General features: G+C 45.4%; 15 protein-coding genes and 1 pseudogene. All 16 read right to left on the reverse strand.

Features of this window, described 5'->3' with window-relative positions:
• Positions 1-3: 3 nt before the first annotated feature.
• On the reverse strand, positions 4-1146 hold the full coding sequence (locus tag ACBP55_RS24960; protein WP_464645587.1) for a glycosyltransferase family 4 protein: 1143 nt from the start codon (positions 1144-1146) through the stop codon (positions 4-6).
• Positions 1115-2374, reverse strand: coding sequence for a glycosyltransferase family 4 protein (locus ACBP55_RS24965; RefSeq protein ID WP_464645588.1), 1260 nt, complete (start codon positions 2372-2374; stop codon positions 1115-1117). Before ACBP55_RS24965 ends, ACBP55_RS24960 begins: the two co-directional genes overlap by 32 nt.
• On the reverse strand, positions 2358-3194 hold the full coding sequence (locus ACBP55_RS24970; protein WP_464645589.1) for a glycosyltransferase family 2 protein: 837 nt from the start codon (positions 3192-3194) through the stop codon (positions 2358-2360). The genes ACBP55_RS24965 and ACBP55_RS24970 overlap by 17 nt, the downstream gene beginning before the upstream one ends.
• A gap of 31 nt (positions 3195-3225) precedes the next feature.
• Complete coding sequence (locus ACBP55_RS24975) at positions 3226-4593, reverse strand: lipopolysaccharide biosynthesis protein (protein WP_464645590.1); 1368 nt, start codon at positions 4591-4593, stop codon at positions 3226-3228.
• Positions 4535-6046, reverse strand: a complete 1512-nt coding sequence (locus ACBP55_RS24980) for an O-antigen ligase family protein (protein WP_464645591.1) — start codon at positions 6044-6046, stop codon at positions 4535-4537. Before ACBP55_RS24980 ends, ACBP55_RS24975 begins: the two co-directional genes overlap by 59 nt.
• Complete coding sequence (locus ACBP55_RS24985) at positions 6039-6824, reverse strand: WecB/TagA/CpsF family glycosyltransferase (protein WP_464645592.1); 786 nt, start codon at positions 6822-6824, stop codon at positions 6039-6041. Before ACBP55_RS24985 ends, ACBP55_RS24980 begins: the two co-directional genes overlap by 8 nt.
• Positions 6824-8164: an O-antigen ligase family protein gene (locus tag ACBP55_RS24990; protein ID WP_464645593.1), complete on the reverse strand. Its 1341-nt coding sequence runs from the start codon at positions 8162-8164 to the stop codon at positions 6824-6826. The genes ACBP55_RS24985 and ACBP55_RS24990 overlap by 1 nt, the downstream gene beginning before the upstream one ends.
• A gap of 8 nt (positions 8165-8172) precedes the next feature.
• A complete protein-coding gene (locus tag ACBP55_RS24995; RefSeq protein WP_464645594.1) occupies positions 8173-9105 on the reverse strand; it encodes a glycosyltransferase in 933 nt (310 codons plus the stop codon).
• A 29-nt stretch (positions 9106-9134) separates the two neighbouring features.
• A pseudogene (locus ACBP55_RS25000) lies at positions 9135-9850 on the reverse strand (sugar transferase).
• A complete protein-coding gene (galU, locus tag ACBP55_RS25005; protein ID WP_464645595.1) occupies positions 9819-10757 on the reverse strand; it encodes a UTP--glucose-1-phosphate uridylyltransferase GalU in 939 nt (312 codons plus the stop codon). Before galU ends, ACBP55_RS25000 begins: the two are co-directional and overlap by 32 nt.
• Positions 10758-10810: 53 nt before the next feature.
• On the reverse strand, positions 10811-11446 hold the full coding sequence (locus ACBP55_RS25010) for a CpsD/CapB family tyrosine-protein kinase (RefSeq protein ID WP_464645596.1): 636 nt from the start codon (positions 11444-11446) through the stop codon (positions 10811-10813).
• Complete coding sequence (locus tag ACBP55_RS25015) at positions 11430-12173, reverse strand: YveK family protein (RefSeq protein ID WP_464645597.1); 744 nt, start codon at positions 12171-12173, stop codon at positions 11430-11432. Before ACBP55_RS25015 ends, ACBP55_RS25010 begins: the two co-directional genes overlap by 17 nt.
• A 389-nt stretch (positions 12174-12562) precedes the next feature.
• Positions 12563-13222 carry a response regulator gene (locus tag ACBP55_RS25020; protein WP_464645598.1) on the reverse strand — a complete coding sequence of 220 codons (660 nt, stop codon included), beginning with the start codon at positions 13220-13222 and terminating at the stop codon, positions 12563-12565.
• A gap of 8 nt (positions 13223-13230) precedes the next feature.
• The gene (locus tag ACBP55_RS25025; protein WP_464645599.1) at positions 13231-14886 is read right to left on the reverse strand and encodes a GAF domain-containing sensor histidine kinase; all 1656 of its coding nucleotides are present in this window, start codon (positions 14884-14886) and stop codon (positions 13231-13233) included.
• 965 nt (positions 14887-15851) lie between these two features.
• Positions 15852-16721 carry a sugar phosphate isomerase/epimerase family protein gene (locus ACBP55_RS25030; protein ID WP_464645600.1) on the reverse strand — a complete coding sequence of 290 codons (870 nt, stop codon included), beginning with the start codon at positions 16719-16721 and terminating at the stop codon, positions 15852-15854.
• Between the two features lie 40 nt (positions 16722-16761).
• Positions 16762-17622, reverse strand: a complete 861-nt coding sequence (locus ACBP55_RS25035; RefSeq protein ID WP_464645601.1) for a sugar phosphate isomerase/epimerase family protein — start codon at positions 17620-17622, stop codon at positions 16762-16764.
• Between the last annotated feature and the right edge of the window lie 6 nt (positions 17623-17628).

The raw sequence follows: 17628 nt of genomic DNA on the forward strand, positions 1-17628 counted from the left end.
TAATTACGAGTTCGCAATTAAACCTGCATAGTAATGAGTGATTTGGGTAACGGTTCGTTCGATGACAAAGTGTTGTTCCACGCGTTTTATGCCATTCTCGCTCATTCTGCGCCGCACATCAGGATTCTCCAGCAGGTAGCGTATGGAATCGGCAAGCAAAGCGGGGTCCCCGGGTGTAATGAGAAGTCCGGTTTCGCCATTCACGACCGTTTCGGTCGGACCGCCTTCATTAGAAGCAATCACGGGTAATCCAGCTGCCATACCTTCTACAATGACCTGACCAAATGGCTCCGGAGTAATGGACGTATGAACGAGAAGGTCCGCTTGCTGCATTAAGGTTTGAATATCATCCACATGTCCCAATAACGTGACATTGTACAGCTTGTCATCTGCCATTTGCTGAAGCAGCTGCTGCTTGTAAGCATCTTCTCCGAACAAGGCATCCCCGGCTATCCAGAACTGAACCTGCTGATCAGGTAGAAACGACTTGGCCGCCTCGAGTAAAATATGTTGGCCTTTCCACTCCGCCAGCCTGCCAACTAGCAAGACAACGTAAGGCTTCATCCATTTTTTCTCTACAGCAACCTCTGCATGCTTCGTTTTTGCGAAAGCCGAGTAAACCACTAACGTTTTTTTCGATTTCGGCAAATGCAAAGCATTCAAAGTTGAATTCGAATTGGCTATAACGCCGTTCGGCAGAAAGCGGGACATCCATCGTATCGCCTGAGCGACAATCGGTTTCAAGTACGGAACTCCGATATGGTCCCGTATATGCCAGATAAGAGGAATACCAGCCAATTTAGCAGCTACCGCTCCATAAAAAGCTGATTTCAACGAATTCGTATGTACACAGACGACTTGTTCGGCTTTCAATAATTTGGAGAGCCTCTTCCCATAGCTGAGAAGCTCAAAAGCGGCCGATACAGCTTGCAAATTCACGGCATTCCGGTTGCGATTGCGCACCTTATCACTTAAAGGCAGGACGCGAACGTCGATACCTTTGTCTCTTAAACGATCTACGAGCGCCCCCTCTTCGGCCACAATGACTAATGGGTCTACTTCGTTTCCGAGATGGGTAATAATGTTATACAGTGCGACTTCTCCCCCGCTCCATCTAGCGGTATGATCCAAATAAGCTACCCTCATCCTGTTCACGTCCTCCTTTTTTCTCAGCGGTTTCCTGACGATTGCCGCCGTAAGCAATCGTATGTTGATCGATTACGTGATTAAATATACTATCTACCTGTTTGGATACACGATCCCAGGTGTAATTCTCCAACACATGGCTTCTGCATTGCTCTGCGGTGGGCCACTTTTCACGGTGCGGCAATAAGCGAATTAAACCAGATGCCATAGCTTCGCTGCTTTTACCTGCAAACAGCATATCTGGTCGGTATTTCTGAAGAATTTCTCGATTGCCTCCAATCGGTGTCGCCATGACTGGCACTCCGGCAGCCATGGCTTCTACGGTAATTAATCCGAAGCCTTCCAATGCTTGGGAAGGTACAACGAACAGATCAGCAGCCTGATAATAATCAGCAAGCTCGCCATCGGGGATGTAGCCCAGCATTCGAACGCGAGACTGGAGACCATATTCAGCAATTCGGCTTTCCAGTTCTCCTTGCAGCGGCCCTTTACCACCGATGAACAGCACGGCATCCGGAACCGTTCTCGCAACCTCTTTCCAAGCTTCCAGTAATTGAAGAAGACCCATTCGGTTGACTAATCTTCTTAAGGTCAACACCGCTGTCGTCCCTTCCTCCAGCTGCAACTTCCTTCTTATCGCTGTGCGATCCGCAGCCGGCTTTAACCGGGCAACATCAGCCCCGCCTGGAATAATGTGAATCTTTGAAAGCGGGACACCGTACTGATGATGAAGAATATCACGGAAGGTTTCACTTAACACAATGAAGGCATCCGCGAGCCGATATGCTTTCATTTCCCAACTCTTAGCGATCATTGTTTTGATTCGATGCCTCAATCCCTTGCCTTCGAGTCTGATTTCCTCACTCCAAGGACCATGAAACGTCATCACCACCGGAATATTTCGCGCTTTGGCCTCCATGGCAACGCCTATGCTATAGGGAGCAAAGTGGGAATAAACGATATCGATGTTCTGCCCATTCATCAGCTCTGCAGCGTGCTTCCGAAAGGCATCTCGTCTTTTACTCAACTTCATATCAGTTGCGGCAACATTCGTGACACGAATGTCTTGAACGATCGGCTTATTCGCACTGCATACCAGCGCCTCCAACTCATGACGGGCAGCTAAGCTTTCGCAAATATGCTTGAAATAGGTGTTTAGTCCTCCAGGCTGTGCAGATGGCCAACCCATTCCGGTACACAGGATCCGCAAACTATTGCAGTGTAGCATAAGCTTTCCCCTCCTTAATTGGCTCTTCTTGGGACTTTTTCACTCTTTTCCGAGCAAGCCCAAGCTCATACTGCTTCATACATACTAGGAATTCGTATATGCCCCAGAAGAGGGATACCGCAAGTCCTGGAATTCCCTTCTTATACAAGCCATGAACGATATATTTCTGTACAAATCGCAAGGATGGACGGACGATCATTCGCAGCAGGCTAAATCGTTTCCCCGCAGCAACAGCGCCTTCCGCTTCCAGATCGGTATACTTGTTAAACCGCTGAATGTGATCATGAATGCTGCGGAAACCATAATGCCACAGAACACCTGGCACATACACGATATTCTCACTTGCAACATCCGGCGTTTCATGTACCAGACTTTCCCGGTACTGAATTTCGGTACGGTTATATAGACGGACAAGCTTCTCGCCTTTGCCCATCCAGCGTCCTAGAAAGTCACCAATACGTAAGACAGCATAGGCTTTGCTCGGATTAGACAAGTCACTTTTCAACTTCTGAATGGAAGCCGCTAGAGGTTCACTGACAACCTCATCGGTATCAATAACGAAAATCCAATCATAGGTAGCTTGATCACTGCCATAAATACGCTGCTTTGCATAACCAGGCCAAGCGTTCACATATACCTTGCAGCCTAACTGCTCAGATACACGGACCGTTCCGTCCTTGCTCCCGCCATCAATGACAACAATTTCGTCTGCAAAAGGCTTGCAGGAGGCAATCGCACTCGCTATTCTCGTTTCATCGTCTTGCGCAATGATGACAACAGAAATCCGATTCTCTCCCACAGCGTCACTATAGTGACTCATTTCGTTCGCCCCTCCCCCAGTTTCAAACAAATTATTTGGCTTTATATGCTGATATTGCTGAAAGTAACCAACGCACATCATCTTTATTAATCAATAATTTAGGAAGTTTCGTCTTTAAGGTGAATTTGACATTCAATAGAATAAAGACGAATCGAAGTAAACCCGATGATAAGATGGCCATTCCCGCACCGAACAATCCGAACTTCGGAATCAGTACCGTTAGTAACGGGATGACGATTAGCAGCCCTATCCCTTGCAGAATCGTAACAATCTTCGGCTTTCCTAATGCCATGAACGCTTGAGCCAAGACCATGGTTCCACCGGAGATGGAAACTTCGAGGAGCAGCATTCGAAAAACACTGATCGCTTCCTTAAAATCAGGGCCATACAGTAAAGGCATTACGAAAGGTGCAACCAGCATAATCATCAATGAGCAAAGCAAAGCGACACATGTGCTGATCCTATATACACGGAAGGTCATCTCAACGACTTTATCCTTAGGTAAACCCGAGGCTTTCGGGAACAGCACCACGATAATGGATGTAGAGAATATATTGACTACACGGGAAAGGCTTACCGCTACCGCATACAGTCCAAGCTCTGCTGGATTAAGGAGACCGATAATAACAATTTGATCAATATAATAGGAGACATTCCCCATTAAATCGTTGCCGTAAGATCCAATACCGTACCGGATTAATGTCTTAAAGGAGTGAAAAGCATCACTTATCACAAATTTGTACTGATTAAGTAAGCGTACTGTCGTCCATATGTAAAAGGGAACCGCCGGAGCGAGATAAGCCACGGCTGACGTGTAAGGATTCATGGTTCTTGTTAGGATTAGCAGTCCTAAGCCGATGAGCGTACTAAGCGGAACAAGAAAGCGCAGACGGTTGAACAGCTTATATTCGCCTCTCACCTGCATCATCGCATTATTAATCTGAGACAATACGATGAGAGGTACGAGCACCATGGACCATTGCGAGAAAAGGACCACGCTGTCTGAATACGTACGGAGCCAATAGGGTAAAACCAGTATCCCCAAGCTCATTGCAAGTATGCCTGCTGTCAAACCCATGAGAACAGCGGTCGAATAAAGCTTGGCGGAATCCTTCATGTTCTTTTTCACGTTGTAGATAATGGCGGAAGGCAGACCGAAAGTGAAACTAAAGGCTAGAAACTGTGACCATAAGACCATAGCGGCTTGCTCTCCTCGGCCGGATGGTCCTAGAAAACGTGCTGTCAAAATACCTGTAAGCATATTAATCACTAAGATGAGTACACTGAAAAACATCGTTCTGATGGAAGCCGAGATATGACTCTTGCTTGAAAAAAATGCTTTAATGAAGCCGAATAGAGGCTTTATGCGGACTATTTTCAAGTTGACTGGTTGCTGCATCCGGAATTTGCCTCCTCTCTTGAACGATCGTTTGATGCGCCATGATTCCAATTCCTACAACCATCCATAGTAGAAAACCTTTCAAACCCGTATAACCATTTTCAAACACGAGACAAACGATACTACCTTGCAAAGCTGAAAGCCCCAGTTTTCCGTAAGCGGTTATACCGCCGGGTTGTTTCTTTTGGGATAGCAGATAACGGGTGACGAGCCATAAGGCCCATAGAAACAGCAACCCTCCGAGAATACCAAAGGTAAGGAAAATAGCTACGAATCCATTATCGAAAATGCCATATTCACCAAGTGCTCCTCCGTTGCTAAGCTTGGTGCCGACGCCAATACTGCCAAGACCTAACCCCTGTGGTTTAGCAAACAACATAGGGAAAACAGTATGAAAGAAATCTAATCTTTCATTGTAGGAATGATCGTCCTGAATGGCTGTCATTGTATCCAATCGGGCGATCAGCCCCTGTGCTCCAGGCAGCTTTGGAATAATCAGATACATGGCTGCAATAACCGCTGTTAATTGAGCAATCAATTTCCATTTTTGTCTACCCGCTGAAACGGCTGTATAAATGGCGATATCAATGAATAACATGACCCAAGCCGACCGGACTAATGTGATAAGCAGCCCTACCGTTACCAGAATAATACCGATCCAGCCCAGCGGCCCCCGCCACCTTTTTTCCAGAATCATCGGCGCAAGCGCAGTTCCCATATACATCCCTGCGGGTCCCGGGGAATTCAATGTAGAGAACACTCGGATCTCCAAGGGAGACGGGTGACCAATTGAGGTCATCTCCACATGGTTCATCCAGAATGCATCCCAAGGCGGTACCATCACATATTGGATAATGCCATAAACAGCAACCAAGATAGCGGTGTTAGAGAATGCGACAATTAAGCGGTCTAACGCTTTATTATCGAAATGAGATAAGGCAGCATAAGGGATTAACAATAATGGAATCACATAGTTAGCTAAGTCATAGAAAGCTCCGCTCCCATTCTTAGCTGCACCAATCAGACTTCCATACAGCAGCACAATACCCACATAGATGAGCAGCTTGTATATGCGAGATTCCATCTGATGAAACTTAGCAAGGATTGGAATGATAAGCACCGCACTCGTTAACAGCGGGGCAATGCTCAGCAAGGAAACAGAATGGTACGTACCTTCCATCCAATCCTGGATTCTTCGGATCTCCGGGCAAATGACCCAAACGAGCAGGATATAAGGAATCAATCGACGTGAATCTAGCAAGGCCATCACAAATGCGGGAAACAGCAGCATCGACAAGATTGTGATTTGGATACTAAGTTCAGGACTCAGAGTCGCACTAGAATAACCAATGAGTAAAGAGACGAACAAAGCCATTCCAACCAACAGGATTGTCATCCGGCTAGCCTGCATCATGATAAAAGGGGGCTTAATCATTTTGCTTATTTCATCCACTGTTGATTCCCGTCCCCTCCCGTTTCATCTTGAATTGCTTAACTATTTCCCGCCATAGCAGGACCGCAAACATCGCATCGTGAACCAAGTAACGCTTCCATAGCCTTCGCGGTTCTTGGGCAAGACGCCAGAACCATTCGAATCCTGTTTTCTGCATAATGTTCGGAGCTCTCTTCACTGTGCCCGAAATGAAATCGAACGTTGCGCCAACGCCAATTGAGATCGGAACTTTATACTGAAGATAGTTCTGGTAAATCCACTTCTCTTGCTTCGGAGCGCCAACGCCTACGAACACGATGTCCGGCTGCGTATCTATCAGCATCTGAACAATTTGCTCATTCTCCTCCTTTTTCTTCTCGAAACCATAAGAGGGTGAATAACAGCCAACGATATTCAGATTTGGAAATACGAGCTTCAAATTCTTTACCGCTTGCTCCGGAATACCAGCAGCTGATCCTAAGAAAAAGAGCTTATATTGTCTGCTTGCGAAAGCTCCACCTAACTTATTGAATAAGTCGGACCCGGATACTTTCTGCTTGAGCGGTTTACGGAGCATCCTCGATGCCCATATGATCGGCATTCCATCCGCAACAATAGCACCTGCGCCTGAATACACCTTCTGAAACTCAGCATCCTTTCTGAGCTTGATTAAATGATCGACATTACAGGTCAAAATGTAAGAATGATTTTTCTGACGTATGACCTCATCCATATAGGCAAGCAAGTCCAGAAAATCATAATTATCAAAATGTACATCGAACATGGTCACTCTACTCATCAGATCACTTCTTCTTTTTTCGAATTTGTCGTTGACAGAATATACAAGCTATTCAAATACCAGCAAAAAGGGATGATGAATTGAACAGTCGATAAGGTGTTATCCGACAAGGAGTACAGAAAGAACGCCAGGATGAACGCCACGTAGTAAATCTTGATTCTCTGCGGGATTACTCGATAAATCATTCCAAATAAGACGAGTAAAGATAGAAACAACAGGCTGCATCCGATATAACCAGCATCATAATAAAAACGGATATACTCGTTATGGGGAACCACAAATCCTTCATATAAACTTCCATCATTTGCAACGGTAACTGCACCTAGCCCTCTACCTGTCAGAGGAGAATCTTTCACCCCTTTTAAGAAGTAGCTCCATGCTTCGGTTCTTCCTGACAAGTCAATACCCGTGCCGGTCTGGCGTTCAAACGAACGCTTTGTCATATTGTCCCACTGCACATAGACGGCCCCACCGATCAAGACCAAGGAACAAAGCAGCGGGATAATTAAGATTAGCTTCCCTTTGATATACTGCTTAACCATATCGTAGAAATAGTAAGCAGCCATGGCCAGCATGGCGAGAATAGGTCCTCTAGTTCCCGTAGCGATCAGAATCGCAAAGTTAGCAGCCAATGTGCAATAAAAAAACCTGGCTTGCAGCGGATTGCGTTTAGTTTCTATTAAGGCAACGGTAATGCCTAGAAAAGCTAGCATCGCCAAATGGGGTGCGATATTCGCTCCTTGTACCCGAATCGCTCCCGTGAACTCCACATTGAGAAACGAATACAGATGAGCCAATTGAAGCAGGGCCCCAGTTCCAACACTTACCAATGGCAGCAGACAAATGATTCGGATGTGCCTTTGCGCTGTTCCTTTGTTCCATTTGATCATGAGAAAAAAGAAGGGAAGCGTCAGTCCGATAAATGCTTTCAAGGTGAGTGACAACGTCAGCCTTGGATGCCATTCTGAGAAGAACAAGGTAAGAAATAACATGCTGGCGATAGCTGCTATGGGATAGATGAACTTCAATCGAAGTCCGTTTTGCAGCATACTGGGAACTAACAGAATCAAAATGCCAAGCTTATACAGAGAAATAATCTCTAGCCCAGGCACATTCGCTTCGACGATGTAGTTAATCGATATGGCGGTTGAGAGCAGGACTAGATAACTCATTTTCTCCGGCTGGTAGATGGCATAAACGAATGAGAAAAGCACGCCCAGCCCCAAGATACTGAACAGAGGCTGATAAGCAGCCGCTACGCCCACCATGACGGCAAAAAGGACATAAACCGCACCATAATACATCGGTTTTTTGAGCTGTATTGGAAGATCCGGCATCATCAGTATCCTCACCCTGTTAAGTGCATTTTTCCGCGTCTGCTGAGCGTGTCTAGCGTGCCTCGTATGCTTTGCATTCGGCATGTAATCAGCAGTTTTCTTCCTTCGGTACGCGCGAACAAGGCATCTACGGCAATGTAGAGCACCTTGCTTGCAACTTTACCGAGAAGAACAAGCTTGCTGATACGACTCTTATGCATCGAGCCATTCGTAACACCTTGATAATAATAGCGCTGCTTGATCCAATCCTTCGTCAACCGGCTATCCGGGATGAAGTGATCAACCACCATGGAAGGCTGATAAATAATAGCCTTCCCTTCTTTCTTCATCTGCTCAAATATCCAGGATTCCTCCCCAGACAACAGCAGTGTTCCCTTCCTTCCTAGGTCGGTTGGGAACAAGTATTTGTCGTGAAAGGATTTGCGAATCGCCATATTCGCGCCAAATGGATGCCTGTTCATCGGATACTCATGAACTGCTGCTCCCCTATCCACAATCGTATAAGGCAGCTCTAGCGATTTGATCAGCCATTTTGGCCGTTCTGTTTCGAAACGGGGGCGAATCACACCTCCCAGCGCATAGACATCCTCTCGACTATCCAAGGTGTCTATGATGGTGCGAATCCATTCCATGCAAGGAACTGCATCATCATCGAGAAAGGCAACAATATCACCCTTAGCTTCTTGAATACCTCTATTTCGCGCAGCCGAAAGCCCTTGGGTTTGTTCAAACAGATAATGAACGTCCATCCCCCCTGCTTGACGCTGAATAAACGATTGTGAGATCTCACGCGTATGATCTGCGGAATTGTTATCCACAATGAGAATCTCAGCCTTGTCTATCGCCTTTAAAGCAGGTAACGAATTCAAAGTGATTTGAAGCAAATCAGCACGGTTATAGGTACAGATGACAATAGAAACCCTTGGTTTTGGCTGAATCAGCACGACGGTGTTACTCCTTTCCCTTTTGTTCTCTAAAAGGCGTCTTTGGAGCCAAGAAGGACCGAAACTGTCTTCAGGATGATTTTCAAATCATAGAAAATGCTTCGTTTTTTAATGTAAGTCAAATCAAGTTCAACCATTTGCCCGAAGCTTAAATTGCTTCGTCCGCTTACTTGCCATAAACCCGTACAGCCAGGAGTAACGGCTAAACGCTTCTTCTCATATGGTGTATACTCACTTACTTCACTCGGCAAAGCCGTCTTGGCCCGACTAAGCTCATATCACCGACGAGTACGTTCCACAATTGGGGTAACTCATCTATACTTGTTTTGCGCAATAATCGTCCAACGCGAGTGACGCGAGGATCATTTTTCATTTTAAACATCGCGCCTTCAACTTCATTCTGACTCATCAACTGCTGCTTCAGTTCTTCCGCATTGGACACCATCGAGCGAAACTTATACATGGGAAAGAGGATTTCGTCTTTCCCCACTCGATTTTGTTTGAAGAAAACGGCGCCTTTAGGATCTTCCAACTTAATCCAAATAGCAATGATGATAAATAACGGTGTCAGGAAGAAAAGGCCCATGAGGGATAGCATAATATCGAGCATACGCTTTATGAACAAATAGGAAGCAGCGCTTTTCCCCTCTTGCGATCTAGGGGCAGCAGCCGTGTAGTAGCTCTTCTGGGAAATTTTCTGTGGTCCCAGGTACTCATAATCCTCCTGCAATTCGCGCAAGCTCATGGTTTCCACCTCCCAGATGCTCTAGAATTGGCGCATATTGCTCCTTGATAAGGATGGCAGCCATCGCTTCAAGTACATCCGGCCGTAGATCTTTACTCTCCAAGGCGAACGCCATTGTTGTGAGAATGTAACCGAGACGTTCACCCACATCATAACGGATACCGTCAAAATGATAGGCTAGCACTCGTTCTATCTGATTAAGCTTCTGAATCGCGTCAGTCAGCTGAATTTCTCCGCCAGCGCCTTTTTCCTGAAGCTCCAAAAATTCAAAGATTTTAGGGGAGAACACATATCTGCCCATAATGGCAAGATTGGATGGGGCAGTACCTAATTTTGGTTTTTCAACAAAGTCTTTCACTTGATAAAGCCGGTTATTTTGTTCACCTGGATCAATGACACCGTAACGATTGGTAAGCTCTGGCGGTACAGTTTGCACGCCAATAACTGAATTTTCTGATAATTCATATTGCTGAATGAGCTGTTTTAGGCAAGGCACCTTCCCTGTGACAATATCATCGCCTAGCAGCACAGCGAATGGTTCATTTCCAATGAACCTTCTTGCACACCAGACCGCATGTCCAAGACCTTTGGGTTCCTTTTGACGAATGTAATGAATCTCTACCTTGGATGAACGTTGAACTTCCTTAAGAAGCTCCAGCTTCCCCGTTTCCAACAGCTTATTTTCTAACTCGAACGCATTATCGAAGTGATCTTCAATTGCCCGCTTCCCTTTACCGGTAACAATAATAATATCTTCGATTCCGGATTCGATGGCTTCTTCCACGATGTATTGAATAGTCGGCTTGTTGATGATCGGGAGCATCTCTTTAGGCATCGCTTTCGTAGCAGGCAGGAATCTCGTTCCTAAGCCTGCGGCCGGAATAATGGCTTTCTTCACCTTTTTCATCTCTCTCTCATCCTCCTATCGATTATGGAAAGTCTAGCCTTTACTATATGCAATTATTGGTTGAAAACAATGCCGAGCATCCGGGCTCCAGACTGCTCTAATTGGGTTCTCGCTTGCTTCGCCCATTCTCGCTTCGTCTTGCCATTCTTGGCAACTAACATCACGCCGTCACTGTACTCAGAAAGTAAACAAGCATCTGTATAGTCAAGCGTTGATGGCGAATCGATTAGAATGACTTCATATCGCTGCCTGAGCTCGTTCATCAAGGCATCCATGTTGGCGGAGCCTAACAGCTCGGATGGATTCAGCGGTTGACCACCGCTGGCGATCAAATCAAGCCCGATGATTCCTGTCGGTGTAATGATTTCTTGGGCGGTTAACCCCTTATTTAAAAAGTGGACCAGGCCTTTCGTATTCTTGGCACCAAACATCTCATGCAGGGCTGGCTGCCGTAAATTACAATCTAAGACCACGACAGACTTACCTTCCTGAGCGTAGGTAATAGCCAGATTAGCAAGTGTCGTCGTCTTGCCTTCTTGCGGCTTGGGAGATGCAACCATGAGCACCATTCCTTGACCAGCTGGCACAACCTTTTTATAGCGTACCGCTGTACGCAAGGAACGATAAGCTTCGGAGACCGACGAAATTGGATCCAATTCAGCCACAAGAACATTACTTAGCTGTGACATATGCCTTTTCCCCTACCTCTCTGCTTCGTGCACGCGAAGGTTTCGATGCTTTGCCTTTTTTAATTGTTCCGATGGAAGAGAGTACAGGCAGCCCAACGATATGCTCGGCTTCTTTTTCAGAACGAATCGTATCATTCATATTTTCAAAGAAGAAGAAAACACCAATGGCTGCCATCGCCGATAAAATGAAGCTCAAAGCAAGATTGATGACCACACTGGAATTAACTGGCAATGGCTTCACGGCAACATCGGAACTAGAAAGAATCTTGACATTATTCATATTCATCAAGCTTGGTACTTCACTAATGAACGTATCCGCAAGTGTCTTGGTAATCACAACCGCTTTTTCATAGCTATGATCCTCAAGCTCAATTTTGATAATTTGTGTTTTATCCGTGGAGCTCACTTTCAGATTCTTCAGCAGCTCCTTCTGAGTCATTCCGAATTCGGGGTGACTCTGCAGCATCTGTTGAATGATATGATCTGATTTCATGATTTCCTTGTAGCTCTCAATTAAATTCAAGTTCATCGACACATCATTAAGATCTATCGCTTCTTCACTCTTGAACGTGCTGCTAACCAGCACTTGTGTGTTCGCCTTGTAAACCGGCTCGACGAAAGATTTGCTGACATAGAACGTTGTCAGACACGAGAGAAGAACGAACAGCGCAATCATCCACAGTTTTTTGCGAATGAGTACAAAGTAATCCAAGATCGATTTCTCCATGGTACCCTCCCAAAAAAATAGTTAAAAATCGATGAATTCAGTATTGCTTTTCCCAAAAAATTGAGCTATGATATTTGCAATGAAAGCGTTTCATTTGCGATTACACCCACTATCGAACCGACATTCAATCACTCCTTTAGCCAGAGCATTCAACAATCTCTTTTCGACAGAGTTAGCTATTCAGTAGCTAAGGTGAAGCACTCTACGATCATAAGGAATGAAGAATGCCGCTTTTTGTCAGTTAGTTGGTTATACACAAATACTATATGAATTCCCAGAATTATGATATTACCCGATATTATAATTTTTAGGGTCTATTTCGTGTATCCACCAATGGCTATATGTAATAAAGCGATGGTATACTTTCGGACCATGTTTGCATAAATGGCTTACTGAAAACTGCTGACCAGTCCCTTGGATTGCGCTAACAAAGCCGCTTGGGTACGATCGTTGACGCATAGTTTGTTTAGGATTTGGCTAACATGCTTCTTGACTGTGAACTCAGTTACCATCAGTTTCTTGGCCATTCCTTGATTGGACAAGCCCTCTCCTAGACCAATTAACACTTCCCGCTCCTTCGGCGTGAGCTTACTGAAGCTGTCCTCTTCCTCTTTCTTGAACAACATTTCCATCAAACCCGGATCGTAATACTTTTTCCCTTTGAAAATCAACTTAATTGCAAGCAGCAATTCTTCTGGCAGCGCTTCTTTGAGCACATAACCATCCGCCCCCACGGCCTCTGCCCTTCTGACATCCTGCTCCATGGTCGATGAGGTTAGAATGATACTTCGGCAAGATGAATCCTTGATACTCTCAACCACTTCGAGACCAGAGCGATTACCGAGCTTCAGATCCACAATTGCCAAATCCGGTTTCGTTTCCTTGATTAACTCCAAAGCGTGCTCCACCGTTTCCGATTCGCCAGAAATTTCGATGTTAGCTTCAAGCTTTAGCACAGCTGACAATCCTTTTCGCACCAACGGATGATCATCTACGATAACAACTTTCACAGTACCACCTGCTTTCGTTAGAATGGGAATTGCTTTCATGACCTTGTTTAGCCCATCAACTGAAGTTCATTTTGTTCTTTTTTATCCTGATTCCCAGATGGGAGAGTCACTTGAATATGTGCACCTTTTCCTTTCGTGCTCTGAATGCTAATCGTTCCGCCAAAAGAATGAACAAGCAGCTCCATGTTGCTCACGCCAAGCCCTGATACCTTAGGGTCAGAAAGACGTTCTGTAACACTGAAACCACTTCCGTTATCCAAGACCGAAAGCCTTACCTCTTCTGTCTTCATACTGAGATCTACCTTAATGTGACTGCTTCGACCATGACGAATGGCGTTTCCAGTTGCTTCCGATATGATTCTAAACAATGCCTTTTGATAATTGACCTGTAGGCCATGATCATCTCCAGTAACATTTAAGGTTACTTTCACAGCGTGCAGCTTGGACAAGCTGTCCAGATGAGATTTGACGGTAGTGATCCAAAAAGCACCGCCATTTTTACGAGAGCTAAGACTATAAATCGTGGAACGAAGCTCTTGAGAAGCTGCAACAGATGACTCTTGAATGATTTGCAGCTGTTCCTTAATCTGATCTGTTGAAATGTCTTTCCATTTGCGGCTGAGCGAATGTACGGCATACACAATTCCGAAAATGTACTGCGAAACGCTGTCGTGCATCTCATCGGCAATCCGATTCTGCTCCTCGATAATCATCAGCTGGTTCTCGATACGCTCAAGCTGGTGCCTTTCCAGAATGACGGCGCACAGCTCAGATAGAAAATACAGCTGTTTGACGAACCAATGCCTTCCTTCCTCATAGGTGGAGCGCTCAATCTTCACCCCCATCACTCCCCAGAACCGGGTAGACGACTTGATGGGAATTACTAGAAAATCACCATACTCAGGTAAATTCATCACCATACAGCTATCGAGCTGTCTAAGCTCGGCTGCATGCATATCAATAGCTGCAATCAGGGCAGCTTCTACGCCAGCTGGCGTGATACCCTGGGTAATAAGCGGATCATGTCCGCCATTCCCATTGACATCCCAGAAGAAGGACATCTTGAGCTTGGTCAGCTTTAAAGCAAATTCTGCAAAAATAATTTTCAAATTCTCCGATTCACTATGCGTAGCTGCTTCCACGAATTGATACAGCGACTTCATATGCTCCATCGTTTCCGTGGTACGAGCGTTCGCGATCTCAAGCCTACTTTTGACGCCAGCTAATAGTTGAATTGAGAGCGTCATAAACAATAACATCAAGTAAAATCGATTTTCTTCAAGCAAAATAGTGGTTAGCGATTGGTCATTGGCAAAAAAGTAGGAAAATGCGGTGACGAATAAGAAGTAAATCAGCATCATAAACCAGCAATAAACCGAGGATAAATAGCTGGCAGCCATCCAAGCGGGATTGAATACGCACCACAGAAACGGACTGTCCATACCGCCGCTCAGAAGATGCAGGATCATCATCCCCGTCATTTCCAAGCCTACGGTTATTTTAATTGTGCGAGAGGCTTGGCCACTTCGGGAATACATGTCCGTAATCCACTTGGCAAAGATGAATAGCGCCAAAATGATGCCAATTTTAATACTTAACGGGGGGCCACGATCCTCAATGGCATACACTAACGAAGTTCCACCAAGTGAAATATACCGGTACAAGTAAAAGACTTTACTTCCACCAGAGAACATCTTTCTCATCTGTGTAATCATCCTTTAACCGATATTTGTATTTGGTTCCTTAAACAATACTCAAGTTTACCATTATCATAACAGTTAAATTTTTACAGTCAAAAGGGCTGAATATGACTATATACTTCGTATTATTTGTAGTTTTGTGTCTCATAAAATGGAAAATAGTGATTTTCGGGAGTAAAGGTCTAGACGTTTTGATTACATAGACCTAACCATTTGGCGAATAAAAAACTGAAAGGGATTTCAATGCTATAAAAAAATTCATCCTTTTGTACCATAAATTTCCTGTAGGAATTTCATTTATTAACGCTTTGCAAGGTCGTTTTGGGACCTTTCGTACCTCTCACAACACTTTCTCCACCGTTTCGACCTTGATCGATCTATTTTCGACCTCTCAAGTTGCGAGCCAGCTTTTGTTCGCTTCACTTGCTGCTGAGAGGCTCTTTTCGGTCCTCTCACAGCTCTTTCTCTACCGCTTCGCCCCCGAGCGGTCTATTTTCGACCTCTCAAGTCGCGAGCTAGCTTTTGTACGCTTCACTTGCTGCTGAGAGGCTCTTTTCGGACCTCTCACAGCTCTTTCTCTATCGCTTCGCCCCCGAGCGGTCTATTTTCGACCTCTCAGGTCGCGAAACGGCTTTTGTTCGCTTCACTTGCTGCTGAGAGGCTCTTTTCGGTCCTCTCACAGCTCTTTCTCTACCGCTTCGCCCCCGAGCGGTCTATTTCCGACCTCTCAGGTCGCAAGCTAGCTTTTGTACGCTTCACTTGCTGCTGAGAGACTCTTTTCGGACCTCTCACAGCTCTTTCTCTACCGCTTCACCACCGAGCGGTCTATTTTCGACCACCAAACCTGACCAAGTAAAAAAGAACCCGCAAAATTGCGAGGTTCTTTCTGTTTCTGACGATTTTCTGATGATTAACGACGATTTACCTTATCGATAATTCCCTGATGATTCCAATACTTTCCTGATGTTTTACTGAAATTTCTTAATAAACGCAATCGCGTTAGCAATGTCTACCTCAGGCTTTTCCCCAACTTCACGCTCAATGGTCAAATAGCCTGTGTAACCAATGTCGCGAAGCGCTTGAAAGTAGCGCTCGAAATCGACATGTCCTTCGCCTAACGCGAGCTCTCGATAATAAGGTCCTGATGTCGCTGCCTCGGCGATAAGCTCGTGACTCATCGGTTGATAACCTAGTGAGCCGTAAACTTCACGAGGGTCTGCTTGACGCAGTCGGATGCCGTCCTTCACATGCGTGTGGACAATATAGTCTTTCAACGTGATAACCCCTTGAACAGGATCATCGCCAGTCACCATCACCATATTCGCCGGATCAAAGTTAACGGAAACGCCTTTGGTAGACAACGAATCTAGAAAGCTTTTCAAGTGAGCAGCTGTTTCTGGACCGGTTTCTACGGCAAAGTAAGCGCCTAAGCTGCTTGCATACACGCCTAATTCTTCACACGCATGCAGCATCGTTTCATAGATCAGGCCATTGGCTTGCTCAGGTACGACACCGATGTGAGTGGTTACAACCTTGGTTCCCAGCTCAACCGCAAGGTCGAGAATACGCTTTGATTTTTCAATTTTGTCGGCATTCACGGAGTGATCTTGGAAGCCATGTCCGCCCAAATCTCCACACAAAGCAGAAATGCTAAGCCCCAATGACTCGATATAAGCTTTCAATTCCTTACGCGCTTGAGGCGATAAGTTCGCCGGGTCCATTTCGCCTGAAACTGCATATATTTGTACCCCGTCTGCACCGAGCTCTTTGGCTTTCTTCAAACCATCGCGCAAGCCTAGACGCAGACTGTCAACCATAATACCAATCGGATTCCCCATATCTCATCAACACACCTTTCGTATCGCTGAATTCTATTGCCTATTCCACATCATCCCATAGCCTTCTAATATTTTGCAACCCAATCATCGTACCCATTTTGCATTCCTCCATGCCTTCGAATTCCAAGGAAATGAAACCGTCATAGCCGGAGCTTTTAATAACGCGCAAAACTTCTTTCATATCAATATCACCATGGCCCACAATAGCGCCGCGCAAATGATTGCCTTGCAGGGTCTGGAACCACCCCGTGCCTGGATTTTGATAGGAAGGACGAAGGTAAAAATCCTTCACATGGACCATCGAAGCAAAAGGCAGATTATTTTTCACCGCTGCAACGGAATTTTCATCTACACACATGAAATTACCCACATCCAAAGTTGTGCGGAAATTGGAACGGTCTACGGCTTGAATTAACGTCTGAACGCGGTCACTGTGCTGCACAAAATATCCATGATTCTCAACGCTCGTTATGATGCCATATTGCGAAGCGTAGTCAGCAATTTGACGGCAGGCCTCCGCCATACGTTCAAGTTCTTTGTTAAAGTTCGCAATAGAACGATCCTCACTTGATGCAACATCATGGCGCATTCGTTGTACACCAAGCCTTGCAGCAAGATCGACTTCCCCTTTGACCCTTTTAATTTCCTGCTCGTAGGCCTCTCGAGAGTCCGTTAGAAAGTTTGCTCCAATTGCATAATTAGATATTTCGATGCCGCGCGACTGCGCCTTAAGTCGAATCTCATCCGCAAGTTCCAAATTCCCGGGTAAATCAAAGCCAAGGGGCACTATCTCAACATGTTCGCCACCCTGATCGGCAATCCAGTCAATAACACCCATAATGTCCATTTCTCCAGACTTTAGAGCCTGAAATAAACTATACGTACTAACGCCAAGTTTCATATCCGT

The sequence above is a fragment of the Paenibacillus sp. WG02 genome (assembly GCF_055396115.1).